This is a genomic window from Streptomyces mayteni (assembly GCF_054783955.1).
The window spans coordinates 28,583-51,971 of record NZ_BAAGPR010000051.1; the positions used below are offsets into that span (position 1 = coordinate 28,583).

The 23,389-nt window shown below is 73.1% G+C and carries 20 protein-coding genes; 5 read left to right on the forward strand and 15 right to left on the reverse strand.

The features are described from left to right. Positions 1–74: 74 nt before the first annotated feature. The gene (locus ACYVPE_RS22090) at positions 75–1,640 is read right to left on the reverse strand and encodes a sensor histidine kinase (RefSeq protein WP_461035402.1); all 1,566 of its coding nucleotides are present in this window, start codon (positions 1,638–1,640) and stop codon (positions 75–77) included. Between the two features lie 244 nt (positions 1,641–1,884). On the opposite strand from ACYVPE_RS22090, the gene ACYVPE_RS22095 reads away from it, so the two are divergent. After that, positions 1,885–2,691 (forward strand): tyrosine-protein phosphatase, encoded by an 807-nt coding sequence (locus tag ACYVPE_RS22095; protein WP_461035403.1) that lies wholly within the window; start codon positions 1,885–1,887, stop codon positions 2,689–2,691. Positions 2,692–2,727: 36 nt separating this feature from the next. Here the strand turns inward: ACYVPE_RS22095 and ACYVPE_RS22100 are convergent, their stop codons facing one another. The 11 genes from ACYVPE_RS22100 to ACYVPE_RS22150 form a co-directional block, all read right to left on the reverse strand. Further along, the gene (locus ACYVPE_RS22100) at positions 2,728–3,861 is read right to left on the reverse strand and encodes a polyprenyl synthetase family protein (protein WP_461035404.1); all 1,134 of its coding nucleotides are present in this window, start codon (positions 3,859–3,861) and stop codon (positions 2,728–2,730) included. Then, positions 3,858–5,261 carry a hydroxysqualene dehydroxylase HpnE gene (hpnE, locus tag ACYVPE_RS22105; protein WP_461035405.1) on the reverse strand — a complete coding sequence of 468 codons (1,404 nt, stop codon included), beginning with the start codon at positions 5,259–5,261 and terminating at the stop codon, positions 3,858–3,860. Before hpnE ends, ACYVPE_RS22100 begins: the two co-directional genes overlap by 4 nt. Continuing rightward, on the reverse strand, positions 5,258–6,229 hold the full coding sequence (gene hpnD / locus ACYVPE_RS22110) for a presqualene diphosphate synthase HpnD (protein ID WP_461035406.1): 972 nt from the start codon (positions 6,227–6,229) through the stop codon (positions 5,258–5,260). Before hpnD ends, hpnE begins: the two co-directional genes overlap by 4 nt. Before the next feature lie 10 nt (positions 6,230–6,239). Continuing rightward, a complete protein-coding gene (gene hpnC, locus ACYVPE_RS22115; RefSeq protein WP_461035407.1) occupies positions 6,240–7,157 on the reverse strand; it encodes a squalene synthase HpnC in 918 nt (305 codons plus the stop codon). Positions 7,158–7,309: 152 nt separating this feature from the next. Then, on the reverse strand, positions 7,310–8,104 hold the full coding sequence (locus ACYVPE_RS22120) for an ABC transporter ATP-binding protein (RefSeq protein ID WP_461035408.1): 795 nt from the start codon (positions 8,102–8,104) through the stop codon (positions 7,310–7,312). Then, a complete protein-coding gene (locus tag ACYVPE_RS22125) occupies positions 8,097–9,008 on the reverse strand; it encodes an ABC transporter permease (RefSeq protein ID WP_461035409.1) in 912 nt (303 codons plus the stop codon). The genes ACYVPE_RS22120 and ACYVPE_RS22125 overlap by 8 nt, the downstream gene beginning before the upstream one ends. Before the next feature lie 83 nt (positions 9,009–9,091). Next, complete coding sequence (locus ACYVPE_RS22130) at positions 9,092–9,937, reverse strand: glycosyltransferase family 2 protein (protein WP_461035422.1); 846 nt, start codon at positions 9,935–9,937, stop codon at positions 9,092–9,094. A gap of 71 nt (positions 9,938–10,008) precedes the next feature. Continuing rightward, positions 10,009–10,794 carry a CDP-alcohol phosphatidyltransferase family protein gene (locus tag ACYVPE_RS22135; RefSeq protein ID WP_461035410.1) on the reverse strand — a complete coding sequence of 262 codons (786 nt, stop codon included), beginning with the start codon at positions 10,792–10,794 and terminating at the stop codon, positions 10,009–10,011. Then, positions 10,772–11,833: an iron-containing alcohol dehydrogenase family protein gene (locus tag ACYVPE_RS22140; protein ID WP_461035411.1), complete on the reverse strand. Its 1,062-nt coding sequence runs from the start codon at positions 11,831–11,833 to the stop codon at positions 10,772–10,774. Before ACYVPE_RS22140 ends, ACYVPE_RS22135 begins: the two co-directional genes overlap by 23 nt. Beyond that, entirely contained in the window at positions 11,821–12,576 is a 756-nt protein-coding gene (locus tag ACYVPE_RS22145; protein ID WP_461035412.1) for a phosphocholine cytidylyltransferase family protein, read from the reverse strand. The genes ACYVPE_RS22140 and ACYVPE_RS22145 overlap by 13 nt, the downstream gene beginning before the upstream one ends. Further along, positions 12,573–14,420: a DUF5941 domain-containing protein gene (locus ACYVPE_RS22150; RefSeq protein ID WP_461035423.1), complete on the reverse strand. Its 1,848-nt coding sequence runs from the start codon at positions 14,418–14,420 to the stop codon at positions 12,573–12,575. The genes ACYVPE_RS22145 and ACYVPE_RS22150 overlap by 4 nt, the downstream gene beginning before the upstream one ends. A gap of 192 nt (positions 14,421–14,612) precedes the next feature. Between ACYVPE_RS22150 and galE the strand changes: the two genes are divergently transcribed. The 3 genes from galE (at position 14,613) to idi (ending at position 17,389) form a co-directional block, all read left to right on the forward strand. Beyond that, complete coding sequence (gene galE, locus ACYVPE_RS22155) at positions 14,613–15,617, forward strand: UDP-glucose 4-epimerase GalE (RefSeq protein ID WP_461035413.1); 1,005 nt, start codon at positions 14,613–14,615, stop codon at positions 15,615–15,617. A 171-nt stretch (positions 15,618–15,788) separates the two neighbouring features. Further along, positions 15,789–16,739 carry a cation diffusion facilitator family transporter gene (locus tag ACYVPE_RS22160; protein ID WP_461035414.1) on the forward strand — a complete coding sequence of 317 codons (951 nt, stop codon included), beginning with the start codon at positions 15,789–15,791 and terminating at the stop codon, positions 16,737–16,739. Positions 16,740–16,819: 80 nt separating this feature from the next. Further along, on the forward strand, positions 16,820–17,389 hold the full coding sequence (idi, locus tag ACYVPE_RS22165) for an isopentenyl-diphosphate Delta-isomerase (RefSeq protein WP_461035415.1): 570 nt from the start codon (positions 16,820–16,822) through the stop codon (positions 17,387–17,389). A 17-nt stretch (positions 17,390–17,406) separates the two neighbouring features. Here idi and ACYVPE_RS22170 read toward each other — a convergent pair whose 3' ends face one another. Beyond that, positions 17,407–17,883: an ATP-binding protein gene (locus tag ACYVPE_RS22170; RefSeq protein WP_461035416.1), complete on the reverse strand. Its 477-nt coding sequence runs from the start codon at positions 17,881–17,883 to the stop codon at positions 17,407–17,409. Positions 17,884–18,354: 471 nt separating this feature from the next. On the opposite strand from ACYVPE_RS22170, the gene ACYVPE_RS22175 reads away from it, so the two are divergent. Next, positions 18,355–20,121 (forward strand): ABC transporter ATP-binding protein, encoded by a 1,767-nt coding sequence (locus tag ACYVPE_RS22175; RefSeq protein WP_461035417.1) that lies wholly within the window; start codon positions 18,355–18,357, stop codon positions 20,119–20,121. A 62-nt stretch (positions 20,122–20,183) separates the two neighbouring features. On the opposite strand, the gene ACYVPE_RS22180 is transcribed toward ACYVPE_RS22175, so the two are convergent. Next, positions 20,184–21,788, reverse strand: a complete 1,605-nt coding sequence (locus ACYVPE_RS22180; protein ID WP_461035418.1) for an ABC-F family ATP-binding cassette domain-containing protein — start codon at positions 21,786–21,788, stop codon at positions 20,184–20,186. 314 nt (positions 21,789–22,102) lie between these two features. Continuing rightward, complete coding sequence (locus ACYVPE_RS22185; protein WP_461035419.1) at positions 22,103–23,074, reverse strand: acyl-ACP desaturase; 972 nt, start codon at positions 23,072–23,074, stop codon at positions 22,103–22,105. Positions 23,075–23,389: the final 315 nt, after the last annotated feature.

The window sequence follows — 23,389 nt, forward strand, 5'->3', positions numbered from 1 at the left end:
AGAAGGCTTGGTCAGGGGTGGTCGGCTCGTGCGGGGGCGGGTGGCGGACGTGCCCGGGACGGGCTCGTCGGGCGCTAGGGCATGTCCGGGGTGTCCGGCTGGTCGGCGAGGCTGGCGCCCCGCCGGAAGGCGGCCATCAGCCCCGGGTCGACGCGGGCCTCGGGCTCCGCGACGGCGCCTGGCGCGGACTGCGGCGTGGCGTCCCGCAGTTGGGGCACCAAGTGCTGCTGGCGCTGGCGGCGCGGCAGCGGGAGGCGGCTGTCGGCCCCGGCGAGCCGGGGCGCGGACGCGACGGCCAGCCCCGCGGCGTGGGCGGCCACCGGCGGCTCGCCAAGGGCGCCCCCGAGCGTCAGCCTGGCCAGTTGTCCTGGCGCGGCGGCGGGCGGCGGGTACGGGGGCGGCGGCGGCACGGCGGGCCTGGCGGCCGGCACGTAGACGCCCTCCGACTCCTCGCCCAGCAGCTCGTGCGGCAGCACCACCACGGCCTGGACGCCGCCGTAGATGTTGCTCTGCAGCTGGACCACGACGTCGTGCCGCCTGGCCAGCGTGGAGACCACGAAGAGGCCCACCCGGCCGTCCTCGAGCAGTTGGGCCACATCCAGCCGCTCGGCGCCGGAGAGCACCGCGTTCATCCGGTTCTGCTCGGCCGCCGTCATGCCGAGCCCGCGGTCCTCCACCTCGATGACCATGCCGGCGGTCACCCGCTGGACGCGGAGCAGGACCTGGGTCTGCGGGGCGGAGAACTCGGTGGCGTTCTCCACGAGTTCGGCGAGCAGGTGGACGACGTCGGCGACGGCGTGGCCGCGCACGGTGCCCTCGATGGGCGGCACGAGCCGGATCCGCGAGTAGTGCTCCACCTCGGCCATGCAGGACCGCAGCACCTCGGACATGCAGACCGGGCGGCTCCACTGGCGCCGGGAGATGGCGCCGCCGAGCACCGCCAGGTTCTCGGCGTGCCGGCGGATCCTGGTGGCCAGGTGGTCGATCTGGAAGAGGCCCTTGAGCAGGTCGGGGTCCTCGACGTCGTTCTCCAGTTCGTCGAGGTACTCGAGTTGCCGGTGCACGAACGACTGCATGCGCCGGGCCAGGTTGACGAAGACCTCGACCCGCTCGTCGCCGCCGCCCGCGAGGCCCGTGGCGGCCGCCTGGGCCACGGCCGCCTCGGCCGCGTATCCGGCGGTGGCGATCTCGTGCCTGAGCTGGTCGAGCGGGGCCTCCTCCGGCTCGGCCGGCGGCGGCCCCTCGGGCGGCTTGAGCCGCTCGCCGCGCTCCACCTTGCGGAGCAGCGCCTGGAGTTCGACCCGGACCCTGGTGGCCTGCCGGCGCAGCAGGGTGAGCCTGGCGAGCAGGGCACCGGCCTCGCAGACGGCGGCCACGGCGGCGCTCGCCGCCACGGCGCAGCACAGCACGCCGGCCCCGACCAGGACGCAGACCAGGGCGGCACCCCCGCCGGGCACCTGGCGGGGCCCGCTGAGCAGATAGCCCACGACGACCGTCGCGACGACGGCCACGAGCGCGGCGGGTAGCAGGGCGAGGCACAGCAGCCGGCGTCTGGTCCCCGGCTCCGTGCGGCTCGGTCCCGGGACGGCCAGCCTGCTGTGGCGGGCGGAGTGTGCCCCGTGGCGTAGCTGTTCGGGCATTGGTGTCCTTATCGGGCGGTTCATCATGCGTAGGGCCACGCTATGCGTCAATGGCACTGCGGAGAGGCACGGTTCGCACAATCGCCACCCCTCGCCAGCTTCCATCGAGTGATATCGACGGGGGCGCGTTTGACCAGGGTTCGCCGACCGGACGGCAATGACCGGATATCGACCGGGATCAGTGGTTTATCGGATGGCCCTGTCGTAGGGTCGGGGGACCTTCGCCCCGCCCCAGGGAGGACCCGTGACCCGACAGTCCGCGGAACCCGCGCTCACCGGAGTGGTCAACTTCCGCGACGTGGGCGGGCTGCCGACGGTCGACGGGCGCCGGGTGCGGCACGGGGTGCTGTTCCGCAGTGGCCACCTGGCCCACGCCACCGCCGCCGACCAGGCGTTCCTCGGCGCGCTCGGGCTGCACACGGTCTTCGACTTCCGCAACGCGGCGGATCAGGATCTCGACGGCCACGACGTGGCGCTGCCCGGGGTGCGGCATGTCAACATCCCGCTCAACGATCCGGCCGAAGGCGCGGCGTTCTGGACGCTGGTGCGGGACGGCAGCCTGGCCGAGCTGCGCGCCGAACTCACCGGCCGGCAGGCGCCCGGCATGATGATCGCCTCGTACCGGCGGATGGTGCTGGACCGCACCGCCGAGCACGGCCGGGTGCTGCGCGCGCTGTCCGCCGGCGGCGTCCCCGCGCTGCTGCACTGCGCGGCCGGCAAGGACCGGGCGGGGCTCACGGTGGCGCTGGTGCTGCTCGCCGTCGGCGTGGAGCGCACGGCGATCGTGGGTGACTACCTGAAGTCGAACGCCCCGCACCGCAGGTACCGGCTGCGGCGACCCGGCGACGGGCGGCCGGCGCTGCCGGCCGACGTGGCGGAGGTCGAGGGGCTGTTGGCACCGCTGTTCGACGCCAGGGCGGAGTATCTGGAGTCCGCCTTCGAGCAGATCGACGCGAGCTGGGGCGGGCCCGACCGGTACCTGGCCGAGGGGCTCGGGGTGACAGAACCCGACCGGGAGCGGCTGCGCGACCTGCTGGTGACGGTGGCCTGACCACCCCGGAGGCCCCGGGCGGGGGCCCGCCGGGGCCTACTTGCGGCGGACCACCACGAAGTCGGCCAGCGCGGTCAGCTGCTCCCGCACCCCGGCCGGCATGTCGAGGCCGTCCAACGCGGCCAGGGCGGTGCGGTGTTGCCGCCTGGCCTCCTCCTCGGTCCAGGACCGGCCGCCGGCCTCGTCGATCAGCGCGGCGCGGGTGGCGAACTCGGCCTCGTCGAAGTCCTCGAACTCCTCCTGGCTCTTCTTGGCGTCCGCCGTGAGCAGCGCCGTCAGCCGCTCGGCGGCCGGGCCCTCGGCCGCCACCGCCGCGACCACCGGCAGCGACTTCTTGCGCTGCCGCAGGTCGCTCCAGGTCAACTTGCCCGTGGTGGCCGGGTCGCCCCAGATGCCGAGCAGGTCGTCGACGGCCTGGAAGGCGAGCCCGAGGTGGTGGCCGTAGGTCTCCAGGGCGTCGGCGAGGGTGTCGTCCGCGCCGCCGATCACCGCGCCGATGCCGGCGGCGCAGGCCAGCAGCGCGCCGGTCTTGTTGCCCTCCATCTCCAGGCACTCGGCGACGCTGACCCGCTCGCGGTGCTCGAAGGCGATGTCCTGCGCCTGGCCGTCCACCAGCTTGCGGCTGGCGGCGGCGAGCCGGCGGGCGGCGCGGGCCGCGTGCTCGGTGCCGCCCTCCAGGATGACCTCGACGGCCAGCGCGAACAGCGCGTCGCCGACCAGGATGGCCTGGGCCGGGCCGTGCACCTTCCAGACGGTGTCGCGGTGCCGGCGCTGCTCGTCGCCGTCCATCAGGTCGTCGTGCAGCAGCGAGAAATTGTGCACCAGCTCGACGGCGACGGCGCCCGGCACGCCGGCCTCCGCGCCGGCGCCCGCGGCCTCGGCGGACAGCAGCGCGAGGGCGGGCCGCACGGCCTTGCCGCTGTCGGCCTCGGTCGGCCGGCCGTGGGCGTCGATCCAACCGAAGTGGTAGGCGGCGACGTTGTTCATGGGCGGGGCCAGCCGGTCGACGGCCGTGCGCAGCGCGGGAGCGGCAAGTGCCCGCCCGCGCTCCAGCAGTGCCAGGGCGGCACCATGGCCGTGGGGGTCTGCGGGGTTCACGAGCTCTCCTTGGGAAGATGCGAAGACGTCTGGCGGTACTGGGGTGGGGCCTCGCCGGCCGGCGGCGGTCATGGCGAAGGGGGGCATATCCGCGCCGCCCGCACCGCCCGCGCGGCCGCGAGCCCGCTGCGCACCGCGCCCTCCATGGTCGCCGGCCAGCCGGTGGCCGTCCACGCACCGGCCAGGTAGAGCCCGGGGGCCCGGGTGACCGGGCCGGGGCGCAACCGGCCCACGCCGGGCGCCGGCGCGAAGGTGGCGGCGCGCTCCCGGGTGACGAAGAAGTCCCGCACCCGGGCGCCGGCCACGGGCGGCAACAGCCGGGCGAGCTCGGGCAGGTAGCGCTTGCGCAGCACGTCGGTCGGCAGCTGGATCTCGTCCTGGGCCGCGGACTGGGAGAGCGCCAGGTACTGGTCGCGGTGGCCAGGCCGGTCGGCGAGGCCGGCCGGCCCGGTGCGGTCGAACACCCACTGCACCGGGCTGCCGAGCGCGGCGAAGAACGGGCGGCGCAGCACCGGCCGGTCGTAGATCACGTGGACGTTGAGGATCGGCGCGTTGTCGATGCGCAGCAGCCGCCCCTGGTCGGCGAGGGCGCCGGAGGGCAGCAGGCGGTGCGCGGCCTCCTGCGGGACGGCCAGGACGACCGAGTCGGCGGCGAGTTCGTCGGGGCCGGACTCCGGGACGCGCTGCCGGCTGTCGACGGTGACCCGCCAGCCGCCGGGAGTCTGGCTCAGCCGGCGGACCTTGGTGTCGGTGAGCACGCTGACCCCGACCCGGTCCAGGGCGCCGCGGGCGAGGGTGTCGTGCAGGTGGCCGAGCGGCACCCGGGGCACGCCGATGTCGGCGGCGTCGGGCCCCGACAGCAGCCCGGTGCGGAAGACCATGGCGGCGATGGAGAGCGAGACGTCGTCGGCCCTGGCGTTGAGGGTGGCGACGCCGATCAGGTCCCAGACGGCCTCGATGCCCCGGTCGCGCTGCCCGTGGCGGCGCAGCCAGCTGCCGAAGTCCTGGTCGTCCAGGGCGGGATCGGCCGGGTCGAGGCGGCGCAGCGCGGCGACGGCGCGGACCACGGCGGCCCGCTCGGCCGGCGGCAGGTGCGGGTAGCGGGCTAGGGTGCCGGCCAGGTGGAGCGGCACGGGGAGGGCGGCGCGGCGGATACGGCCGAGGCGCCGGCGCTCGGCGTCCAACACGGGAACGTCGAGGCGGGGTTGCAGGGGGGCGAGCGCGGTGCCGCCGATCCGGTCGAGGAACCCCCGGTAGGCCGTGCAGCAGCGCAGGTAGACGTGCTGGCCGTTGTCGACGGTGAGCGGGCCGATGGCACTGTCCCGGCGGAACGAGAAGGCGAGGCCGCCGAGCCGGGGGCGGGTCTCGAGCAGGGTGACCCGCCGGCCGCGGTCGGCGAGGGCGAGGGCCGCGGCCGTGCCGGCCAGGCCACCGCCGACGACCACGGTGTGCCCGCGCGGCCGCCCGGTCACGGCCACGCCCGCCCGGCGGCGCGGCGGGCGTCGACGCCGGACAGGCCGCGCACGGCGACCAGCACCTTCTGCGCGGCCGGCAGGCCGACCCGGCCGCGGAGCACCGCGTGGGGGTCCTCGGCGATGCGGTCGAGCAGCCGGTGGTAGGTGCCGGCCATGGCGGCGACGCAGGCGCCCGAGCGGCGGTCGAGCATCGGCAGCAGCCGGAAGCCCTCGGCGAACAACTCGCGGGCGCGGGCGACCTCGAAGCGCACCAGGCCGACGAAGTCGCCGCCGGCGCGGGGCGGGACGAGGGCGGGCTCGCCTTCGTCGTCCAGGAAGCCGAAGCGCTCTTGGTCGGCGAAGCCGAACTTCTCGAGATCCTCGGCCGGCAGGTAGGTGCGGCCGTTCTCGGCGTCCTCGCGGATGTCGCGGAGGATGTTGGTGAGTTGGAGGCCGAGGCCGAGGGTGTCGGCGTACTCGGGGGCGCGCTCGACATGGCGCGCGCCCGGCACGGTGCCGAACACGCCCAGGGTGAGCCGGCCGATGGCGCCGGCCACGCAACGGCAGTACGAGCGCAGGTCGTCCCAGGTCTCGTAGCGGCGCCCCCGGACGTCCATCAGGACGCCGTCGATCAGTTCGTCGAGGCCGTCGAGCGGGATCGGGTAGCGGCGGCTGGCGTGGGTGAGGGCGACGGCCACCGGGTCGACGTCGTCCTCCGGGACGGCACCGGCCCGCACCCGCTCCAGCAGGGCTCGGGCCTCGGCGAGCCTGACCTCCTTGACGTCGGGGGCGAGGCCCCCGTCGCCGATGTCGTCGACGCGGCGGGCGAAGGCGTAGATGGTGCAGAGCGCCTGCCGCTTGGCCGCCGGCACCAGCCGGGCGCCGTACTTGAAGTTCCTGGCGTGCTGGCCGGCGACGGCCTCGCAGTACTGGTAGGCGGCGACGACGGCGGGCGTCGGGTTCTGGCTGGTCGGGCTGTTGGTCACGAGGTTGAGCTCACGCGCCCCTTCTGAGTGTGGTTCCCGCCGCGTACAGCAGGCCGGCCTTGCTCGCCTTGGGCGACCCCGCCAGCACGTCGTACCCGGCGTCGGCGATGGCCTGGGCGGCCGCCCTGCCGCCGCCGACGAATCCGGCGAGCATCAGCCGCAGCCGCCCCTGGACGCTGCCGACCAGGGGGGCGCCCTCGTCGAGCAGCCTACGTGCCCGATCGGTGAGATGGGCGATCAGGGTGCGGACGGACGCGTTGGCGGTGGGCTCCGCGAGGTCGGCCTCGGTGACGTGGAACCTGGCCATGGCGTCGGCCGGCAGGTAGATCCGCCCCTGTTCGAGGTCCTCCGCGACGTCCTGCAGGTGCTCGATGACCTGGAGGGCGGAGCAGATGGCGTCGGAGCGGCGGATCCGCTCCGGGGTGGCGGTGCCGGTGACGCCGAGCACCATCCGGCCCACCGGGTTGGCCGAGAGCTCGCAGTAGCCGAGCAGTTCGTCGAAGGTGGCGTAGCGGTGGGTGTGCTGGTCGACGCGGTTCGCCTCGATCAGCGCGTGGAACGGCTCGGGGTCGAGGCCGGCGCGCCGGACGGTGGGCACGAGGCGGGCGACGAGCGGGTGGCGGGGCGGGCCGCCGCCCTGGACGAGGCGGGCGGCGGCGAAGGCGCGGTCGAGGTCGGCCGCCAGCGCGTCGAGCATGGCGGGGCGGTCGTCGGCCAGGTCGGCGGGGAGGCCGAGCAGCAGGGCGTCGGAGCCGCCGGGGGGCAGGTCGCCGTCGCCGATGTCGTCGACGAGCCTGGCGTAGCCGTAGAGGGCCATCAGGTCGTCGCGCCAGGCGCGCGGCAGGAACCGCGGCGCCACCGGGAAGTTCTCGTGTGCCGACTTCGCGAGCACCGCTTCGGTGCCCGCGCCGGCCGGAGCGGTCAGCACGGGCTTCCCGCCGTCGCCAAGCTGGTCATACCTGTATTTCTACCGGAACAACCCCGCGTGTGCGGGGAGGAGAGGTTCGTGCGCCCGAGGTCCAGCTGAGGCGCGTCGGACGCCGCTGGTCCGGGCAGGCGGCCCGGACCAGCGGAGAACGGCTACTTGCCGGTCTCCTCCTCGTACGCCTTGAGCACCTGGTCGGTGGGGCCGTCCATGAGCAGCTCGCCCTTCTCCAACCACAGTACCCGGTCGCAGGTGTTGCGGATGGACTTGTTGTTGTGGCTGACCAGGAAGACGGTGCCGGCCTCGGTGCGCAGCTCGCGCACCCGGTCCTCGGAGCGACGCTGGAACTTCTTGTCGCCGGTGGCCAGGGCCTCGTCGATCATCAGCACGTCGTGGTCCTTGGCGGCGGCGATGGAGAACCGGAGCCTGGCCTGCATGCCCGAGGAGTAGGTCCGCATCGGGAGACTGATGAAGTCCCCCTTCTCGTTTATGCCCGAGAAGTCCACGATGTCCTCGTAGCGCGCCTTGATCTGCTCCCGGGACATGCCCATGGCCAGGCCGCCGAGGATCACGTTCCGCTCGCCGGTCAGGTCGTTCATCAGAGCCGCGTTCACGCCGAGCAGCGAGGGCTGACCGTCCGTGTAGACCCGGCCGCGCTCGGCGGGCAACAGCCCTGCGATGGCGCGCAGCAGCGTCGACTTGCCGGAGCCGTTGGTGCCGATCAGCCCGATCGCCTCGCCGCGGTAGGCGACGAAGCTGACGCCGCGCACCGCGTGCACCTCGCGCACCCTGGCCCGGGGCTGGCGCTTGACGATCCGGCGCAGCGCGGCGGTGGCGTTGCCCCGCGGGCCGTGGCCGTAGACCCGGTAGACGATGTGCAGGTCATCCGCGATGACGGTGGGCACGCGCCCGTCGCCCGCCGCACCGGCGGGGATGTTGGAATCAGCCACGGCCGTACTGCTCCTCAGCCTTCCAGAAGTACACGAAGCCGCCGACACCTATGACGACCGCCCAGCCCACAGCGTAGACCCAGGTGATCTGGGGGACGCCTTCGGCATAGGCCCCGTCCATCAGGGCGTGGCGCATGAGGTCGATGTAGACGGTGGCCGGGTTGGCCTCCAGCACGTCGATCACCCAGGACGGCGCGTCGGTTTCCTCGATCTTGTAGCGCAGCGGGAAGATCACGCCGGAGCCGTACATCCAGGTGCGCAGGATGAACGGCATCAGCTGGGCCAGGTCGGGGGTGTTGCTCCCCATCCTGGCGAAGACCATGGCGAGCCCGGTGTTGAAGACCAGCTGGAGCGCCAGCACGGGGACCACCAGCACCCAGGAGAAGCCGGGGAAGTGCTGGAAGCCGATCATCACGACGGCCAGCACGGCCATCGAGTAGAGCAGTTGCTGGAGCTGCTGGAGGGAGAAGGAGATGGGCAGCGAGGCCCGGGGGAAGTGCAGGGCCCGGACCAGGCCCAGGTTGCCGGAGATCGACTTGACTCCGGAGATCACCGAGGCCTGGGTGAAGGTGAAGACGAAGATGCCGGTGACCAGGAACGGGATGTACTCGTCGTTCTTCATGTCGTCCTTGCCACCCATGACAAGGCCGAAGATCAGGAAGTAGACGAAGGCGTTGAGCAGTGGCGTGAAAACCTGCCAGAGTTGGCCGAGTTTCGCCTGGCTGTACTGAGCCATCAACTTCGCCTGCGAGAAGGCGACGATGAAGTGCCGGCGTCCCCACAACTGCCGTACGTACTGGGGCAACGAGGGTCGCGCACCGCTGACGGACAGACCGTGAAGGGCCGCGAGTTCGGCCGGTGTCACCTCGTGTGGGGGTGCGCTGGTGCGCGTGGTCTCACTCACCTTGAAAACTCTCGTCCTCGCAGGGCAGCAGGCGGATGGCGCCGCGGAGCCGCGGCTCCAGGATGGTCTCAGATCCGAGCTTGTCAGATGACGGGAGGTCGGCCGAGACGTGTCAGGCGCCACACCGTACGCCACCGCATCGGTCTCCGGCGACCACACGGCGTCCGCCAGCCCTCCACGAAGCCGCGGAACCACGCTCCGAGGGCCGCCATGGAGCGGGTTCTGGCCACCGTGAGCAGCAGCCAGACCAGCAGGTAGACCGGCACCAGCACCAGTGGCAGGTTACGCCTGGCCAGCCACACCCGGTTCCGCGCGACCATGCGGTGGAAGCCGGGGTGCCTGGACGGCGCGGTGGCCGGGTGGTGCAGCACCAGGTCGGCGCGGTACTCGATCCGCCAGCCGGCGTCCAGCGCCCGCCAGGCCAGGTCGGTCTCCTCGTGGGCGTAGAAGAAGTCCTCGGGGAGGCCGCCGACCTCCTGGAACACCCGGGTGCGCACCGCGTTGGCGCCGCCGAGGAAGGTGGTGACCCGCGAGGAGCGGTGCGGGTCGGAGGCGCGCAGCCGGGGCACGTGGCGGCGCTGGGTGGTGCCGGTGGCCGGGTCGGCGATGCGGAAGCTGACGATGCCGAGGCGCGGGTCGGCGCCGAAGGCGGCGCGGACCAGCTCGGCGGTGTCGTGGTGGGGCAGGTGGCCGTCGTCGTCGAGGAAGAGCAGCACGTCGACCTCGTGGCCGCCGGGGCCGAAGGCCTCGATGCCGACGTTGCGCCCGCCGGGGATGCCCAGGTTCTCCGGCAGCTCTATGCCGCGGACCGCCTCGGGCAGGTCGGGCAGCGCGGCGCCGTTGCCGACCACCACGACCTCGATCGGATCGCCGTCCTGCCCGGCGACCGAGTCGAGGAGCGCGCGCAGCTCCTTGGGGCGGTCGCCCATGGTGAGGACGATCGCGCCGAGCCTCGGCGGTGCGGCGCCCCGGCTCCCGCCGGGGCCCCCGGGCGCCTCCGTCACCGCAGTCTGCTGGAGGCGAGGATGGACACCAGGTGCAGCAGGGTCTGGACCACCGCTATCGCGGCCAGCAGGGCGACCCCGAACCGGGTGAAGAACAGGTCGCCGCGGGCCAGGTCGAGGACCCCGACGAGCAGGATCAGCAGCGACGCCTCGACGCCGCCGACCAGCCGGTGGAACTTGAGGGCGGCGGCCGCCCGGCGGGCCAGCGCCATGCCGGAGGAGCGGGGCACGGCGGCCTCGTCCCGGACGGCGGCGAGGCCGCTGCGGGTCCTGGCCACGTCGACGAGGTCGGTCTCGGCCTTGATCAGGATGGCGCCCAGGGCGGCCACGGTGCCGAGGAAGGCCCACAGCCAGTTGGGCGCGGGCCCCTCCTGGGCGAAGACGTCGGCGGCCCGCACGCCGAAGCCGACCAGCAGCGCGGCCTCGGCCAGGTAGTGGCCGATCCGGTCGAGGTAGACGCCGGTGACCGAGGTCTGGGCGCGCCACCTGGCGACCTCGCCGTCCACGCAGTCGAGCAGCAGGTAGAGCTGGATCAGCAGGGCCGCGAGCAGCGCGCCGGCCAGCCCGGGCACCAGCAGCGCGGCGCCGGCGGCCACCCCGGCCACCACCATCAGGTAGGTGAGCTGGTTGGGGGTGATCCGCGAACCGACCAGGTGCCTGGTCCAGCGCAGCGAGATCTCCCGCATGTAGAGGCGGCCGGCCCAGTGCTCGCCGCTGCGCCGGTCCTTGACCCCGGCCGGGTGCACGACCGGTCGGAGTTCAGCTACTGATGGCTTTGACATAGTCCGCGTACGCGTCCCTGATCTCGTCGGTGGTCAGGTCGAGGTGCTCGAGGATGGTGTAGCGCCCCGGCCTGGTCTGTGGCGCGAAGGCCACGGCCGTCACGAACTCCTCGGTGCTGAAGCCGATGTCGCCAGGCAGCACCGGCAGGCGGTGGCGCCGCAGCACGTCGACGATCAGCCGGCACTGCTCGCGGGCGCCGCGCAGGTGCATGGCGAAGGCCGCGCCGAGGCCGCACTGCTCGCCGTGCGGGGCCGACCGCTTCGGGTAGAGGATGTCCAGCGCGTGGCAGATCTCGTGGCAGGCGCCGGAGGACGGCCGGCTGTGACCGGCGATGGACATGGCGATGCCGGAGAGCACCAGCGCCTCGGCGAGCACGGTGAGGAACGCGTCGTCGCCGCAGTCGCCCGGGTGGCGCAGCACGGCCTCGCCTGCCTGCCTGGCCATGGCGGCGGCCAGCCCGTCGATCTGCTCGCCGGTCTCGCGGTGGGACAGCTCCCAGTCGGCGATGGCCGAGATGTTGGAGACGGCGTCGCCGACCCCGGAGCGCACGTAGCGGACCGGGGCCTGGCGGATCACGTCGAGGTCGACGACGAGCGCGATCGGGGTGGGCACCCCGTAGGAGCCGCGCCCCGCGTCGTTGTCCAGCGTGGAGACGGGCGAGCAGATGCCGTCGTGGGCGAGGTTGGTGGCGACGGCCACCAGCGGCAGCCCGACGCGGGCGGCGGCGTACTTGGCGACGTCGATGATCTTGCCGCCGCCGAGGCCGACGACGGCGTCGTAGTGGCCCGAGCGCATGGCGTCGGCGAGCTGGACGGCGGCGTCGATGGTCCCGCCGCCGACCTCGTACCAGTCGGCGCCCGGGAGGGCCGGGGCCAGCCGCTCGCGCAGGCCGGCGCCCGAGCCGTTGCTGATGGCGAAGGCCAGCCGGCCCGAGGAGGAGATCCGCTGGTCAGCGAGGAGCCCCGCCAGGTTGTCCAGGGCCCCGGCGGCGATGTCGACCGAGACGGGGGACGGGATGAGGCGGGTCAGTACCGGCACGCGATCTCCCTGCCCTTGGCGAGGTCGTCGTGGTTGTCGATCTCGACCCAGCTGACCTCGCCGATGGGGGTGGTGTCGACCTGGAAGCCGCGGTTGACCAGCTCCTGGTAGCCGTCCTCGTAGTAGAGCTGGGGGTCGCGCTCGAAGGTGGTGCGCAGCGCGTCGGCCAGCTCGGCGGCGGCCTCGGGTTCGATCAGGGTGACGCCGATGTACTCGCCGGTGGCCTCTGCGGGTTCCATCAGCTTGGTGATGCGGCGGACGCCGGTGACCGGGTCGGCGACGACCTTCATCTCCTCGTCGGCGAGCTTCTTGACGGTGTCCAGGGCGAGGAGGATCTTCTGCCCCTGGCCGCGGGCCGCGAGGAGGGTCCTCTCGACGGAGGCGGGGTGCACGGTGTCGCCGTTGGCGAGGATCACCCCCTCCTTGATGACGTCCCTGGCGCACCAGAGGGAGTAGGCGTTGTTCCACTCCTCGGCCTTGTCGTTCTCGACGAGGGTGAGCTTGACGCCGTAGCGGCTCTCCAACTCGGCGCGGCGCTCGTAGACGGCCTCCTTGCGGTAGCCCACGACGATGGCCGCCTCGGCGAGGCCGACCTCGGCGAAGTTGGCCAGCGTGAGGTCGAGGACGGTTCTCGGCTCGCCTCCGTCGGTGGGCTCGACCACCGGGACCAGCGCCTTGGGCAGGGTGTCCGTGTAGGGGCGAAGACGCCGGCCGGCGCCGGCGGCCAGCACGAGGCCGATCATGCGGGTTCTCCTGTTTCGTCGTGTACGGCGGGTGCCTGGGAGGAGATCCAGAAGCGGATGCTCTCGCCAAGCACCAGAAGCGCGAGACCGCCGGCGAGGACGGACAGCGCGGCGGTGAGGCCCGCCCCGGCCGACCAGAGGGCGGCAGCGGCGGTGACCGCCAGGGTGCGGCCCTCGTGGCCGCCGGCGGCCGTCACCAGCCAGTGGGGGGGCGACCCGGCGCCGCCACGGAGGCGGTACACCGTGTCGTAGTGATGGTAGGCGCTGGCCGCAACCAGGCAGAAAGCGGCCGGCAATGCTCCGTTCACCCCGCTGTCGGCGGCGATGAGGAGCACGGTGAGGTACTCGCCGGCCCGGAAGAGCGGCGGCAGCAGCCAGTCGAACGGCCGGGTCGGCTCGGCGGCCAGCGCACGGCCGGCGCAGAGCGCGTAGAGCGCGGCGGCGCCGACGGCGGCCCAGCCGCCGGCGACGCCGAACGGCAGCAGGCCGGCGAGCAGCGCGGGGGTGCCGGCCAGGGCCCAGAGGGGCGCGGCGAGCGCCGGGCGGCGTATGGGGGTGCGGGCGGCGGCGACGGCGTCGGCGAGGGCGACATGATCGGCGAGGCCGTCGAGGGCGTGGACGCGATCCTGGCCGAGGGCGGGCAGCCGCCGGGAGCGCAGCAGCCGGCCCGCGGTGGTGTAGCAGGCGGCGAGGCCGCAGGCCACCAGCAGTACGACGAGGGTGGTGCGGGGGGTGGTGAGCGCGGTGAGGACCGCGATCAGGGCCCAGCGCTCGCCGATGGGCAGCACGACCATGCGGCGGGCCCAGACCGTCCAGCCGATGCGGTCGAGCCGGCCGGTGAGGGCGGCGGACGCGGCGCCCGCCGAGGCGCCCTGGGGGGTGACGTGGGCCTCGTTGAAGGCGAAGTCGACGATGTGGCGGCAGGTCTGGAGCACCATGGCGCCGAGCGCCAGTGCCCACACGTCGTCGCCGCCGCGGGCGGCGCCGATGGCGAGTCCGGCGTAGTAGGCGTACTCCTTGGCCCGGTCGAAGGTGGCGTCGAGCCAGGCGCCGAGCGTCGAGTACTGGAGGGAGTACCTGGCGAGCTGGCCGTCCGTGCAGTCGAGCACGAAGGAGAACAGCAGCAGCAGACCGGCGGCGACGAAGCCGCCCCGGCTGCCGGTGGCGGCGCAGCCGGCCGCCACCAGGGCGGTGAGCAGCGAGGCGGTGGTGACCTGGTTGGGGGTGAGGCCGCGGTTGGCGCACCAGCGGGCCAGGTAGCGGGAGTAGGGGCTGACGAGGTGGGTGGTGAAGAAGCCGTCGCGCGACTTGACGGCGGAGCGCAGCCGGACGGCCTCGTCGTCGACGGCGGCGACGGCCGCGGCGGCCTCCGTGCGCTCGGCGCCGGTGGCGGGGACGGCGGCGACCAGGGTGCCCAGCTCGGGGCGGTGCACCGGGGTGCCCTCGGCCTCGACGCGCTCGGCCAGCCGGTCGGGCAGGCAGCCGGTGGTCGGCGGGGCGGCGACCGCGCCGCCGGCGGCCCCCGGCTCACCGGCCGTGGCCCGGGCGGCGTCCTCGGTGGCGGAGGCCGTCAGCGCGCCGCGCTCGCTCGGCAGCACGGCGACCGCGCCGGGGATGGCGGCCACGCCGAAGCGGGGGTCGGTGAGGCCGAGGCGCAGGCTGTGCCGGTGCCCGACGAACCTGGGGTCGACCACGGCGACGCGCTGGCCGGCCGGCACGGCGGCCAGGGCCTGCGCGAGGGCGGCGGGCCGCTCCGCCTGCCGCACGGCGAACCCGAGCGCCGAGAGGTCGCGCTCGAGCGTCGACCCGGGGACGGGCGGACCGGTGAGGATCGCGGTCGACAGGTGACTCACTCCTTGGGGCGAGGGCGCGCTCTGCGCCCCGCACGTCGGCAGAGATTATCTGATGAGAACCCTGCGGCAAGAATGGCGTTGGCCTCAGGAAACCCGGAGTTCATGTCACTCCCCTCCGCGGGCACGAATGCGACCCTACGCGATCGGTCGGACACGGTGCGCGCCCGCGGTTAGGCTGCCGCCATGAGCTGGCTGATCACCGGTGGCGCCGGGTACATAGGGGCACATGTCGTCGAGGTCCTGCGGGCCGCGGGAGAGCGGGTCGTGGTGCTCGACGACCTCTCCACGGGGCGGGCCGAGCGGCTGCCGGCCGACGTGCCCCTGGAGGTCGGCTCGACGCTCGACCGGGAGCTGCTCGACCGGGTCCTCACGGTCCACCGAGTCACCGGCGTCGTGCACCTGGCGGCGCGGAAGCAGGTCGCGGAGTCCGTCGGCGACCCGCTGGGCTACTACCGGGCCAACGTGCACGGCCTCACGGTGCTGCTCGAGGCGGTGGCGGCGGCGGGGGTGCGCCGGTTCGTCTTCTCGTCGTCCGCCGCCGTCTACGGGATGCCGGCGGCCGACGACCTCACGGACGGCCTGGTCACCGAGGAGACGCCGTGCCGGCCGATGAACCCCTACGGCGAGACCAAGCTGGCCGGCGAGTGGCTGGTGCGGGCCGCCGGGCGGGCGCACGGGCTCGGCACGGTCTGCCTGCGCTACTTCAACGTGGCCGGCGCCGCCAGGACCGACCTCGTGGACACGGGGGCGGCGAACGTCATCCCGATGTTCTTCGAGCGCCTGGAGCGCGGCGAGGCCCCGCTGATCTTCGGCGACGACTACCCGACGCCGGACGGCACCTGCGTCCGGGACTACGTGCACGTCTCCGACCTCGCCGAGGCCCACCTGGCCGCCGTCCGCCATCTCCAGCGCGCGGACGACCCGGCGGCGGCCGGCGACCTGACCGTGAACATCGGCACCGGCCGGGGGGCCTCGGTGCGGGAGCTGGCCGAGCTGGTGGCCGAGGTGACCGGCGTGAAGGAGCCGGCGCCGCGGGTCGCCGACCGGCGCCCTGGCGACCCGGCGCGCGTGGTGGCGTCGGCCGCGCTGGCGCGCGACCGGCTCGACTTCGAGGCGCGCAGGAGCCTGGCCGAGATGGTGGAGTCCGCCTGGGCCGGCTGGCGCGCCCGACCCCAGGAACCGGCCTGACCTGAGGGTTCGCGCCAGCGGCGGGCCACTACCGCGGACACCGTCACCAGAACTGGCAAACCCGCAGGTCAGCGCAATGACAACGGTGTTCAGTGCCGCGTTGCCAGATACCCCCCACCCGTAGTTCACTGAGGTCGCGACGCCGGATCGATCTCAGGAGGGCGCCGAGCCATGGGAGCCGGACACAACCACGGACACCAACACCACCACGGGGGCCCGACGGGGGCAGCGGGCACCGCGGGCGCGGCCTATGTCGGCCGGCTCCGCTGGGCCCTCGTGCTGGCCCTCACGCTGCTGGTCGCCCAGATCGTCGGCGCGGCCGTCACGGGCTCGCTCGCCCTGCTGGCCGACGCGGGCCACGTGGCGACGGACTCGGTCGGCGTCGCCCTGGCGCTCTTCGCGATCCACGTCGCCAACCGGCCGGCGAGCGAGCGGCGCACCTTCGGCTTCGCGCGGATGGAGATCCTCGCCGCGCTGGTGAACTGCCTGCTGCTGTTGGGCGTCGGCGGCTACATCGCCTTCGAGGCGGTCGAGCGACTGCGCGAGCCGGCCGAGGTACCCGGCGGCCTCACCGTACTGTTCGGCGTGGTGGGCCTGGCGCTCAACCTGGTGGCGCTCGCGCTGCTGATGCGCGGCCAGCGGGAGAGCCTGAACGTGCGCGGCGCCTTCCTCGAGGTGCTGGCCGACGCGCTCGGCTCGGTGGCCGTGGTGGTCGCCGCGGTTGTGATCATCACCACGGGCTGGCAGCAGGCCGACACCATCGCCTCGCTGGTGATCGCGGCGCTGATCGTGCCGCGCACCGTGAAACTGGCCAGGGAGGCGCTCGACGTGCTGCTCGAGGCGGCGCCGAAGGACGTGCGGATCGCCGAGGTCAGGTCGCACATCCTGGAGCTCCCGGGAGTGGCGGACCTGCACGACCTGCACGTCTGGACGATCACCTCGGGGATGCCGGTGCTCTCCGCGCACGTGGTGGTGGACCAGGACACCCTGGACGCCATCGGCCACGAGCGGATGCTGCACGACCTCCAGAACTGCCTGGGCGAGCACTTCGATGTGGCGCACTGCACATTCCAGTTGGAGCCGCGCGGTCACGCGGCACACGAGGCGGGGCTCTGTCACTGACCCCGTGGGGCACACTGGTCGAAGGGCTGGTCCAAACAGAGCGAGCGCGGGGCCAGTAATACCGGGAGAACAGGTCTCACATGCCCCACAGCACAGCCGTCGCGGCCGATCCGATCCTGCTCGAACTCGTCGACGAGGACGGCAGGACGATCGGCACCGCGGAGAAGCTCTCCGCCCACCGGGCGCCGGGGCTGCTCCACCGGGCCTTCTCCGTCTTCCTCTTCGACCCGGCAGGGCGGCTGCTGCTCCAGCGTCGGGCGGCCGGCAAGTACCACTCCCCCGGCGTCTGGTCCAACACCTGCTGCGGGCACCCCTATCCGGGCGAGCCGCCGTTCCTGGCCGCGACCCGCCGCACCGCCGAGGAGCTCGGCGCGGCACCGGCGCTGCTCCGCGAGGCCGGCACGGTGCGGTACAACCACCCGGACCCGGCCTCGGGCCTGGTGGAGCAGGAGTACAACCACCTCTTCGCCGGCGTCGTCACCGAGCCGCTGCGGCCCGATCCGGCGGAGGTCGACGACACGGCCTTCGTGACCCCTGGCGAGCTGAGCAGGCTGCGGGCCGCCCGGGCGTTCTCGGTCTGGTTCCACACCGTGCTCGACGCCGCCCGGCCGGCGATCCGGGAGCTGACGGGGGCCACCGCCGGCTGGTGAGTCGGCCGGGCGGCCGTTCAGAACCCGTCCACCGGGAGGGCGGCCCAGATCAGCTTGCCGCCGGTCGCGGTCGGCGCGACCCCGCAGTCCCCGCCGGCCTCCAGCGCGGTCGCCTTGACCAGCAGCAGACCGCGCCCGCCGGTGTGTTGCTGGTCGGGCGCGGCCTCCAGGGCCCGCGGCCGGTACGGGTGCCCGTCCTCGACCGAGAGCCGGACCCAGTGCGCGTCGAAGCCGACCTCGACGCCGATCTCGGTGGTGAGCAGCGCGGCGTGCCGGACGGAGTTGGTGACCAGTTCGGAGAGGATCAGCAACACGCCGTACAGCCGGTCGGCCGTGAGCGGTGCCTGTTGGCGGCGGAGCAGATCGCGCACCGCGTGCCGGATACGCGGCACCGCGTGCTCGACCGGCGGGACGCTGAACCGCCAGATCCCGGCGTGGCCGGTTGTCGGAGGGACCCCGGGGAACGGCAGGGCGGCGCCTGATCTACTGTCCATGGCACCGAGTCTTGGCATGTGCCAGGACGGCATGACCCAGTGACCGCAACTCGCCACAAATAGGACGCAATTCGATCGAGCGTTTTCGGGTGCGACCGATTGCCGACCGGATTTGCCCGGCGAGCCCTCAGCACCCCCCGAAGGCCGCCAAGGCCGAGGTCACCCGACCGGCCGGGGCGCACCGTAGCGAATCCGTGGCGGGCCGCGCCCCCGACGCGAGCGCCGGAGTGCGCCGCCGCTTGTGTCGCGACTATACGCAAGTTGAGAAATAGGACCGCTGGGCGACCACAGCGCGACGGTTTCGAAAGGGTCGGCACCATACATGGTTACTATCACCATGTATATGAATTAGCCCGAACCATACGCAATAGGGCCGAGACCACTCGCTATCGACATTTCGGAGAGTGTTCGAGGGGGATGAGGGGCAAGGTCATCCCGACTCTTTCCCCTGGACGTTGGAGTGCTGCTGTCATGGCTCTTCCGCAAGGTCCCCTGGAGCACCGCTACCGGGGGGAACATCCGGTGCGGACCCTCGCCTATCTCTTCCGGGACGCCCGCCTCCGGATAGTGGTCGCCGTGCTCGCATTCATCGTCAAGCACAGCCCCGTCTGGCTGCTCCCGCTGGTCACCGCCAACATCATCGACATCGTCGTGGAACGCCGGCCGATCTCCCAACTCGGCGTCAACACCATGGTGCTGACCGTCGTGCTGCTGCTGAACTACCCCACCCACCTGCTCTACGTCCGCTGCATGCACGGCAGCGTGCGGCGCGTGGGCACCGGGCTGCGCTCCGCGCTCTGTCGGCGGATGCAGGAGCTGTCCATCGGCTACCACTCGCGGATCAGCGCGAGCGCCCTGCAGACCAAGGTGATCAGGGACGTGGAGAACATCGAGGTGTCGGCGCAGCAGACCGCCGACACCGGTCTTGGCGCCATCATCACCCTCGTCGGCGGCATGGTGGTCATCGCGGCCCGGGTCCCGGAGGCGCTGCCCGTCTTTCTGGTGATGGTGCCCGCCACCACCCTGCTGGTGCGCAGGCTGCGCGGCCGGCTGCGCAGCCACAACGAGCGGTTCCGCCGCCAGGTGGAGCAACTCTCCTCCCGGGTCGGGGAGATGACCAGCCTGATCCCCGTCACCCGGGCCCACGGCCTGGAGCGGACCGCGATCGGCCGGGTCGACGGCAGCCTGCGCCAGGTGCTCACCGCGGGTATACGGCTCGACCTGATCAACGGTCACTTCGGGGCGCTCGCCTGGATCCTGCTCCAGGCCATCGGCATCGGCTTCCTGGCCGGCGCGGCGCTGGTCTCGTACTACGCCTGGCTGCCGATCAGCCCGGGCGACGTGGTGATGCTCAGCACCTTCTTCACCACCCTGACCGGCTCCATGACGATGATGATGAGCCTGACCCCGATCATTTCCAAGGGCCTGGAGTCGGTGCGCTCGGCCGGCGAGGTGCTCGAGGCCCCCGACCTGGAGGTCAACGCGGGCAAGGCCCAGGTGACGGCGGTCAAGGGCCGGCTCGACTTCGAGGACGTCAGCTACCGGTACGACGGCGAGGGACCCGCCGCCGTGACCAGGTTCGACCTCCGGGTGCCGCCCGGCCAGACGATCGCCCTGGTGGGCGCCTCGGGCGCCGGCAAGTCCACCGTCCTCAACCTGCTGATCGGCTTCATCCGCCCGGTCTCCGGCCGGATCCTGCTGGACGGCAGCGACATGGCAGGACTCGACCTGCGCAGCTACCGCCGCTTCCTCTCGGTGGTCCCCCAGGAGTCCGTGCTGTTCGAGGGCTCGGTCCGGGAGAACGTCGGCTACGGCATGCCGGACATCGACGAGGAGACCGTGCGCGACGCCCTGCGCGACGCCAACGCGCTGGAGTTCGTCGACCGGCTGCCCAACGGGCTCGACACGGTGGTCGGCGAGCGCGGCGCCCGGCTCTCCGGGGGCCAGCGGCAGCGCATCGCCATCGCCAGGGCGCTGATCCGCGACCCGCGGATCCTGGTGCTCGACGAGGCCACCTCCGCCCTCGACACCCGCTCGGAGGCGCTGGTCCAGGAGGCCATGAACCGGCTGATGCGCGGCCGCACGGTCTTCGTCGTCGCCCACCGGCTGTCCACCGTCCGCGGGGCCGACCGGATCGTGGTACTCGACCAGGGGCGGATCCAGGAGGTCGGCAGCCACGCGGAGCTGCTGCGCCGCGGCGGGGCCTACGCCCGGCTCCAGTCGAACCAGCTCGGCTAGGGCCGGGCTCACGGGCATCCGCGGGGCACGGGGCCGGTCGGGTGGGCCGGCCCCGCCGCGGCTCATCCCGGGTCGACCTCGTTCAGCTCCCCGTCCAGGGCCAGCCACCTGGTGACCCCGATACCGCGCAGGAACGGCAGGTCGTGACTGACCACGAGCAGCGCCCCACGGTAGGAGTGCAGCGCCGAGGTCAGCTGCCGGACGCTGGCCAGATCCAGGTTGTTGGTCGGCTCGTCGAGCATCAGCAGCTGCGGGGCGGGCTCGGCCAGCATCAGCGCGGCCAGCGACGCCCGGAAGCGCTCGCCGCCCGAGAGGGAGCCGACCAGCTGGTCGGGGCGCCCCTTCCTGAAGAGGAACCTGGCCAACTGGGCCCTGATGTGCTGCGGGTCGGCCGCCGGCGCGAGCCGGCGGACGTTCTCGAGGATGCTCAGCGACTCGTCGAGCAGGTCGAGGCGCTGCGGCAGATACCGCAGCGGCACGTGTGCCAGAGCCGCGCCCGACACCGGTTCGAGCGCGCCCGCCACGGTGTCGAGCAGCGTCGTCTTGCCGGCGCCGTTGTCGCCGGTCAGCGCGATCCGCTCGGGGCCGATCACCTCGAGTGCGGCCAGGACGCCACCGCGCAGTTCGAGGTCGGCGAGTTCCAGCACCCGGCGGCGGGCCGGCACCGCGGTGTGCGGCAGGTCGACCCGGATCTCGTCGTCGTCCCGGACGGCGGTCTCCGCCTCGGCCAGGCGCTCCCTGGCGTCGGACAGCCGGTCCTCGTGCAGCCCGCGGTGGCGACCTGCGGTCTCCTGGGCGCGCCGCTTCCTGGCCCCGATCAGGATCTTTGGCGCGCCGCCGCGCTCCGCCTCCCGCCTCCCCTGGCCGGCCCGGCGCGCCAGCTTCTCGTTGGCCTCGACCAACTCCCGCTTCTGACGCCGCACATCGGCCCCGGCGGCGCGCACCGTCCGCTCGGCGGCCTCCTGTTCCACGGCCAGCGCGGCCTCGTACGCGGAGAGCGTGCCGCCGAACGAGCCGATCCTGCCCTCCCGCAGGTCGGCGATCTGATCGACCCGCTCCAGGAGTTCGCGGTCGTGGCTGACCACCACGAGCACCCCGGACCAGCCGGCCACCGCCGCGTGGAGCCGCTCGCGGGCCCGCAGGTCGAGGTTGTTGGTGGGCTCGTCGAGCAGCAGCACGTCGGGACGGCGCAGCAGCAGGGCGGCGAGGCCGAGCAGCACGGTCTGACCGCCGGAGAGCCGGCCCACGGTCCGGTCCAGGTCGACGCCGGTCAGGCCGAGTTGGTCGAGGGTGGCCCTGGTGCGCTCCTCAACGTCCCAGTCGTCGCCGACGGCGGCGAAGTGCTCGTCGGCCACGTCCCCTGACTCGATGGCGTGCAGCGCGGCCCGAGCCCGGTCGACGCCGAGCACCTGGTCGACGCGCTGCCCGGTGTCCAGGGTGACGTTCTGCGGCAGGTAGCCGAGCTCGCCGGTCACCCGGACCGTGCCGGAGGTGGGGGTGAGGCGGCCGGCGAGGAGCCGCAACAGGGTGGACTTCCCGCTGCCGTTGAGCCCGATCAGGCCGGTGCGGCCGGGCCCCGCGGCGAAGTCGAGGCCGTCGAACAGCCGGGTGCCGTCCGGCCAGGTGTAGCCGAGCCGGACACAGGTGAGCTGGGCGGTGGTGGGCATCTCGAAGCTCCGGTGTTTGTCACGAACGATTGACGGAACGTGGCGACACCGGGCCCGGAGACGGCCGGGACAGGCAGATCGGAGCGGACGACGAGACGGGCGGGAGGGCCGGGCTCAGCCGAGGTCGATCACGCGACGCGGCGCCGCACGTCCGACTCGGGACGCGCGGGCATCGGGCTCGCGGTGTCAGCGACCTCAGCCCTCCAACGGGCCCTCCTCACGACGACGACAGGTCGTGGACGAGCGTAGGAGACGGCCGGGCGGCGGGGCAACCGGTTATCGGCGCGGGCACCGCCCGGCGGAAGGGGAGGGCGTCAGGCCTTGCCCCGGGCGACGAGCCTGGCCTGCCTGGCGGCCAGGCGCTCGTCGAAGATCGTGGCCTCGGAGTCGAGACCGCCGAGGAACTGGCCGAGCTCGTCCTGGGCCTTCAGGCCCTCGGGACCGAGGCCGCTGACGTCCAGCGCCTTGAAGAAGCGCAGCACCGGCTGGAGCACCTCGTCGTGGTGGATGCGCAGGTTGTAGATGCCGCCGATGGCCATCCGGGCCGCGGCCCGCTCGAAGCCGGGGATGCCGTGTCCCGGCATCCGGAAGTTGACCACCACGTCGGCGACGGCCCGCATCGCCTGGTCGGGGGCCAGCTCGAAGGCCGCCTTCAGCAGGTTGCGGTAGAAGACCATGTGCAGGTTCTCGTCGGTGGCGATCCGGGCCAGCATCCTGTCGCACAGCGGATCACCGGACTCGCGGCCGGTGTTGCGGTGCGATATTCGGGTGGCCAGCTCCTGGAAGGCCACGTACGCGACGGAGTGCAGCATCGAGTGCCCGTTGTCGGACTCGAACCCCTCCGACATGTGCGACATGCGGAAGTTCTCCAGCGCCACCGGGTCGACGGCACGGGTGGTCAGCAGGTAGTCCCGCAGCACGATGCCGTGCCGGCCCTCCTCCGCGGTCCAGCGGTGCACCCAGGTGCCCCAGGCGCCCTCACGGCCGAAGATCGAGGCGATCTCGTGGTGGTAGCTCGGCAGGTTGTCCTCGGTGAGCAGGTTGACCACCAGGGCGGTGCGGCCGATGTCGGTGACCTTGGACTGCTCCACGGCCCAGGGCTCGCCGCCCATCAGACCGTCGAAGTTCCGGCCGTCGCTCCACGGCACGTACTCGTGGGGCATCCAGTCCTTGGCTATGGCCAGGTGGCGGTTGAGCTCCTTCTCCACCACCTCCTCCAGGGCATGGATCAGGCGGACGTCGGTCCACTGGTCCGAGCTGTGCGGTGGAGTGGGGCTGAGGGTCACTGGAGCTCCTGGCGGGAAACGCGAATACCTACGAGACCGTAGGTTACGGCACCGTAAGTTGTTACCCGCCGGTCTGGCAAGGGAATGGCCGTAAAACGCGGGCCACTTCACAACGCGGCGGCCCGGACCTTCCCGGTCCGGGCCGCCGTGACGTGCTTGGTCGCCGGTCAGCGCTTGCCGCGCTCCGGCCGCACCAGGCCGGCGCGACGCAGCGCGTCGGCCATGGCGCTGTTCGCTGGCGGCGCATCGCGCCGCTGGCCACCGCCGCCGGAACCGCCGGCGCCGCCGCCACCGCGCCGGTCCCGCTGTCGCGGG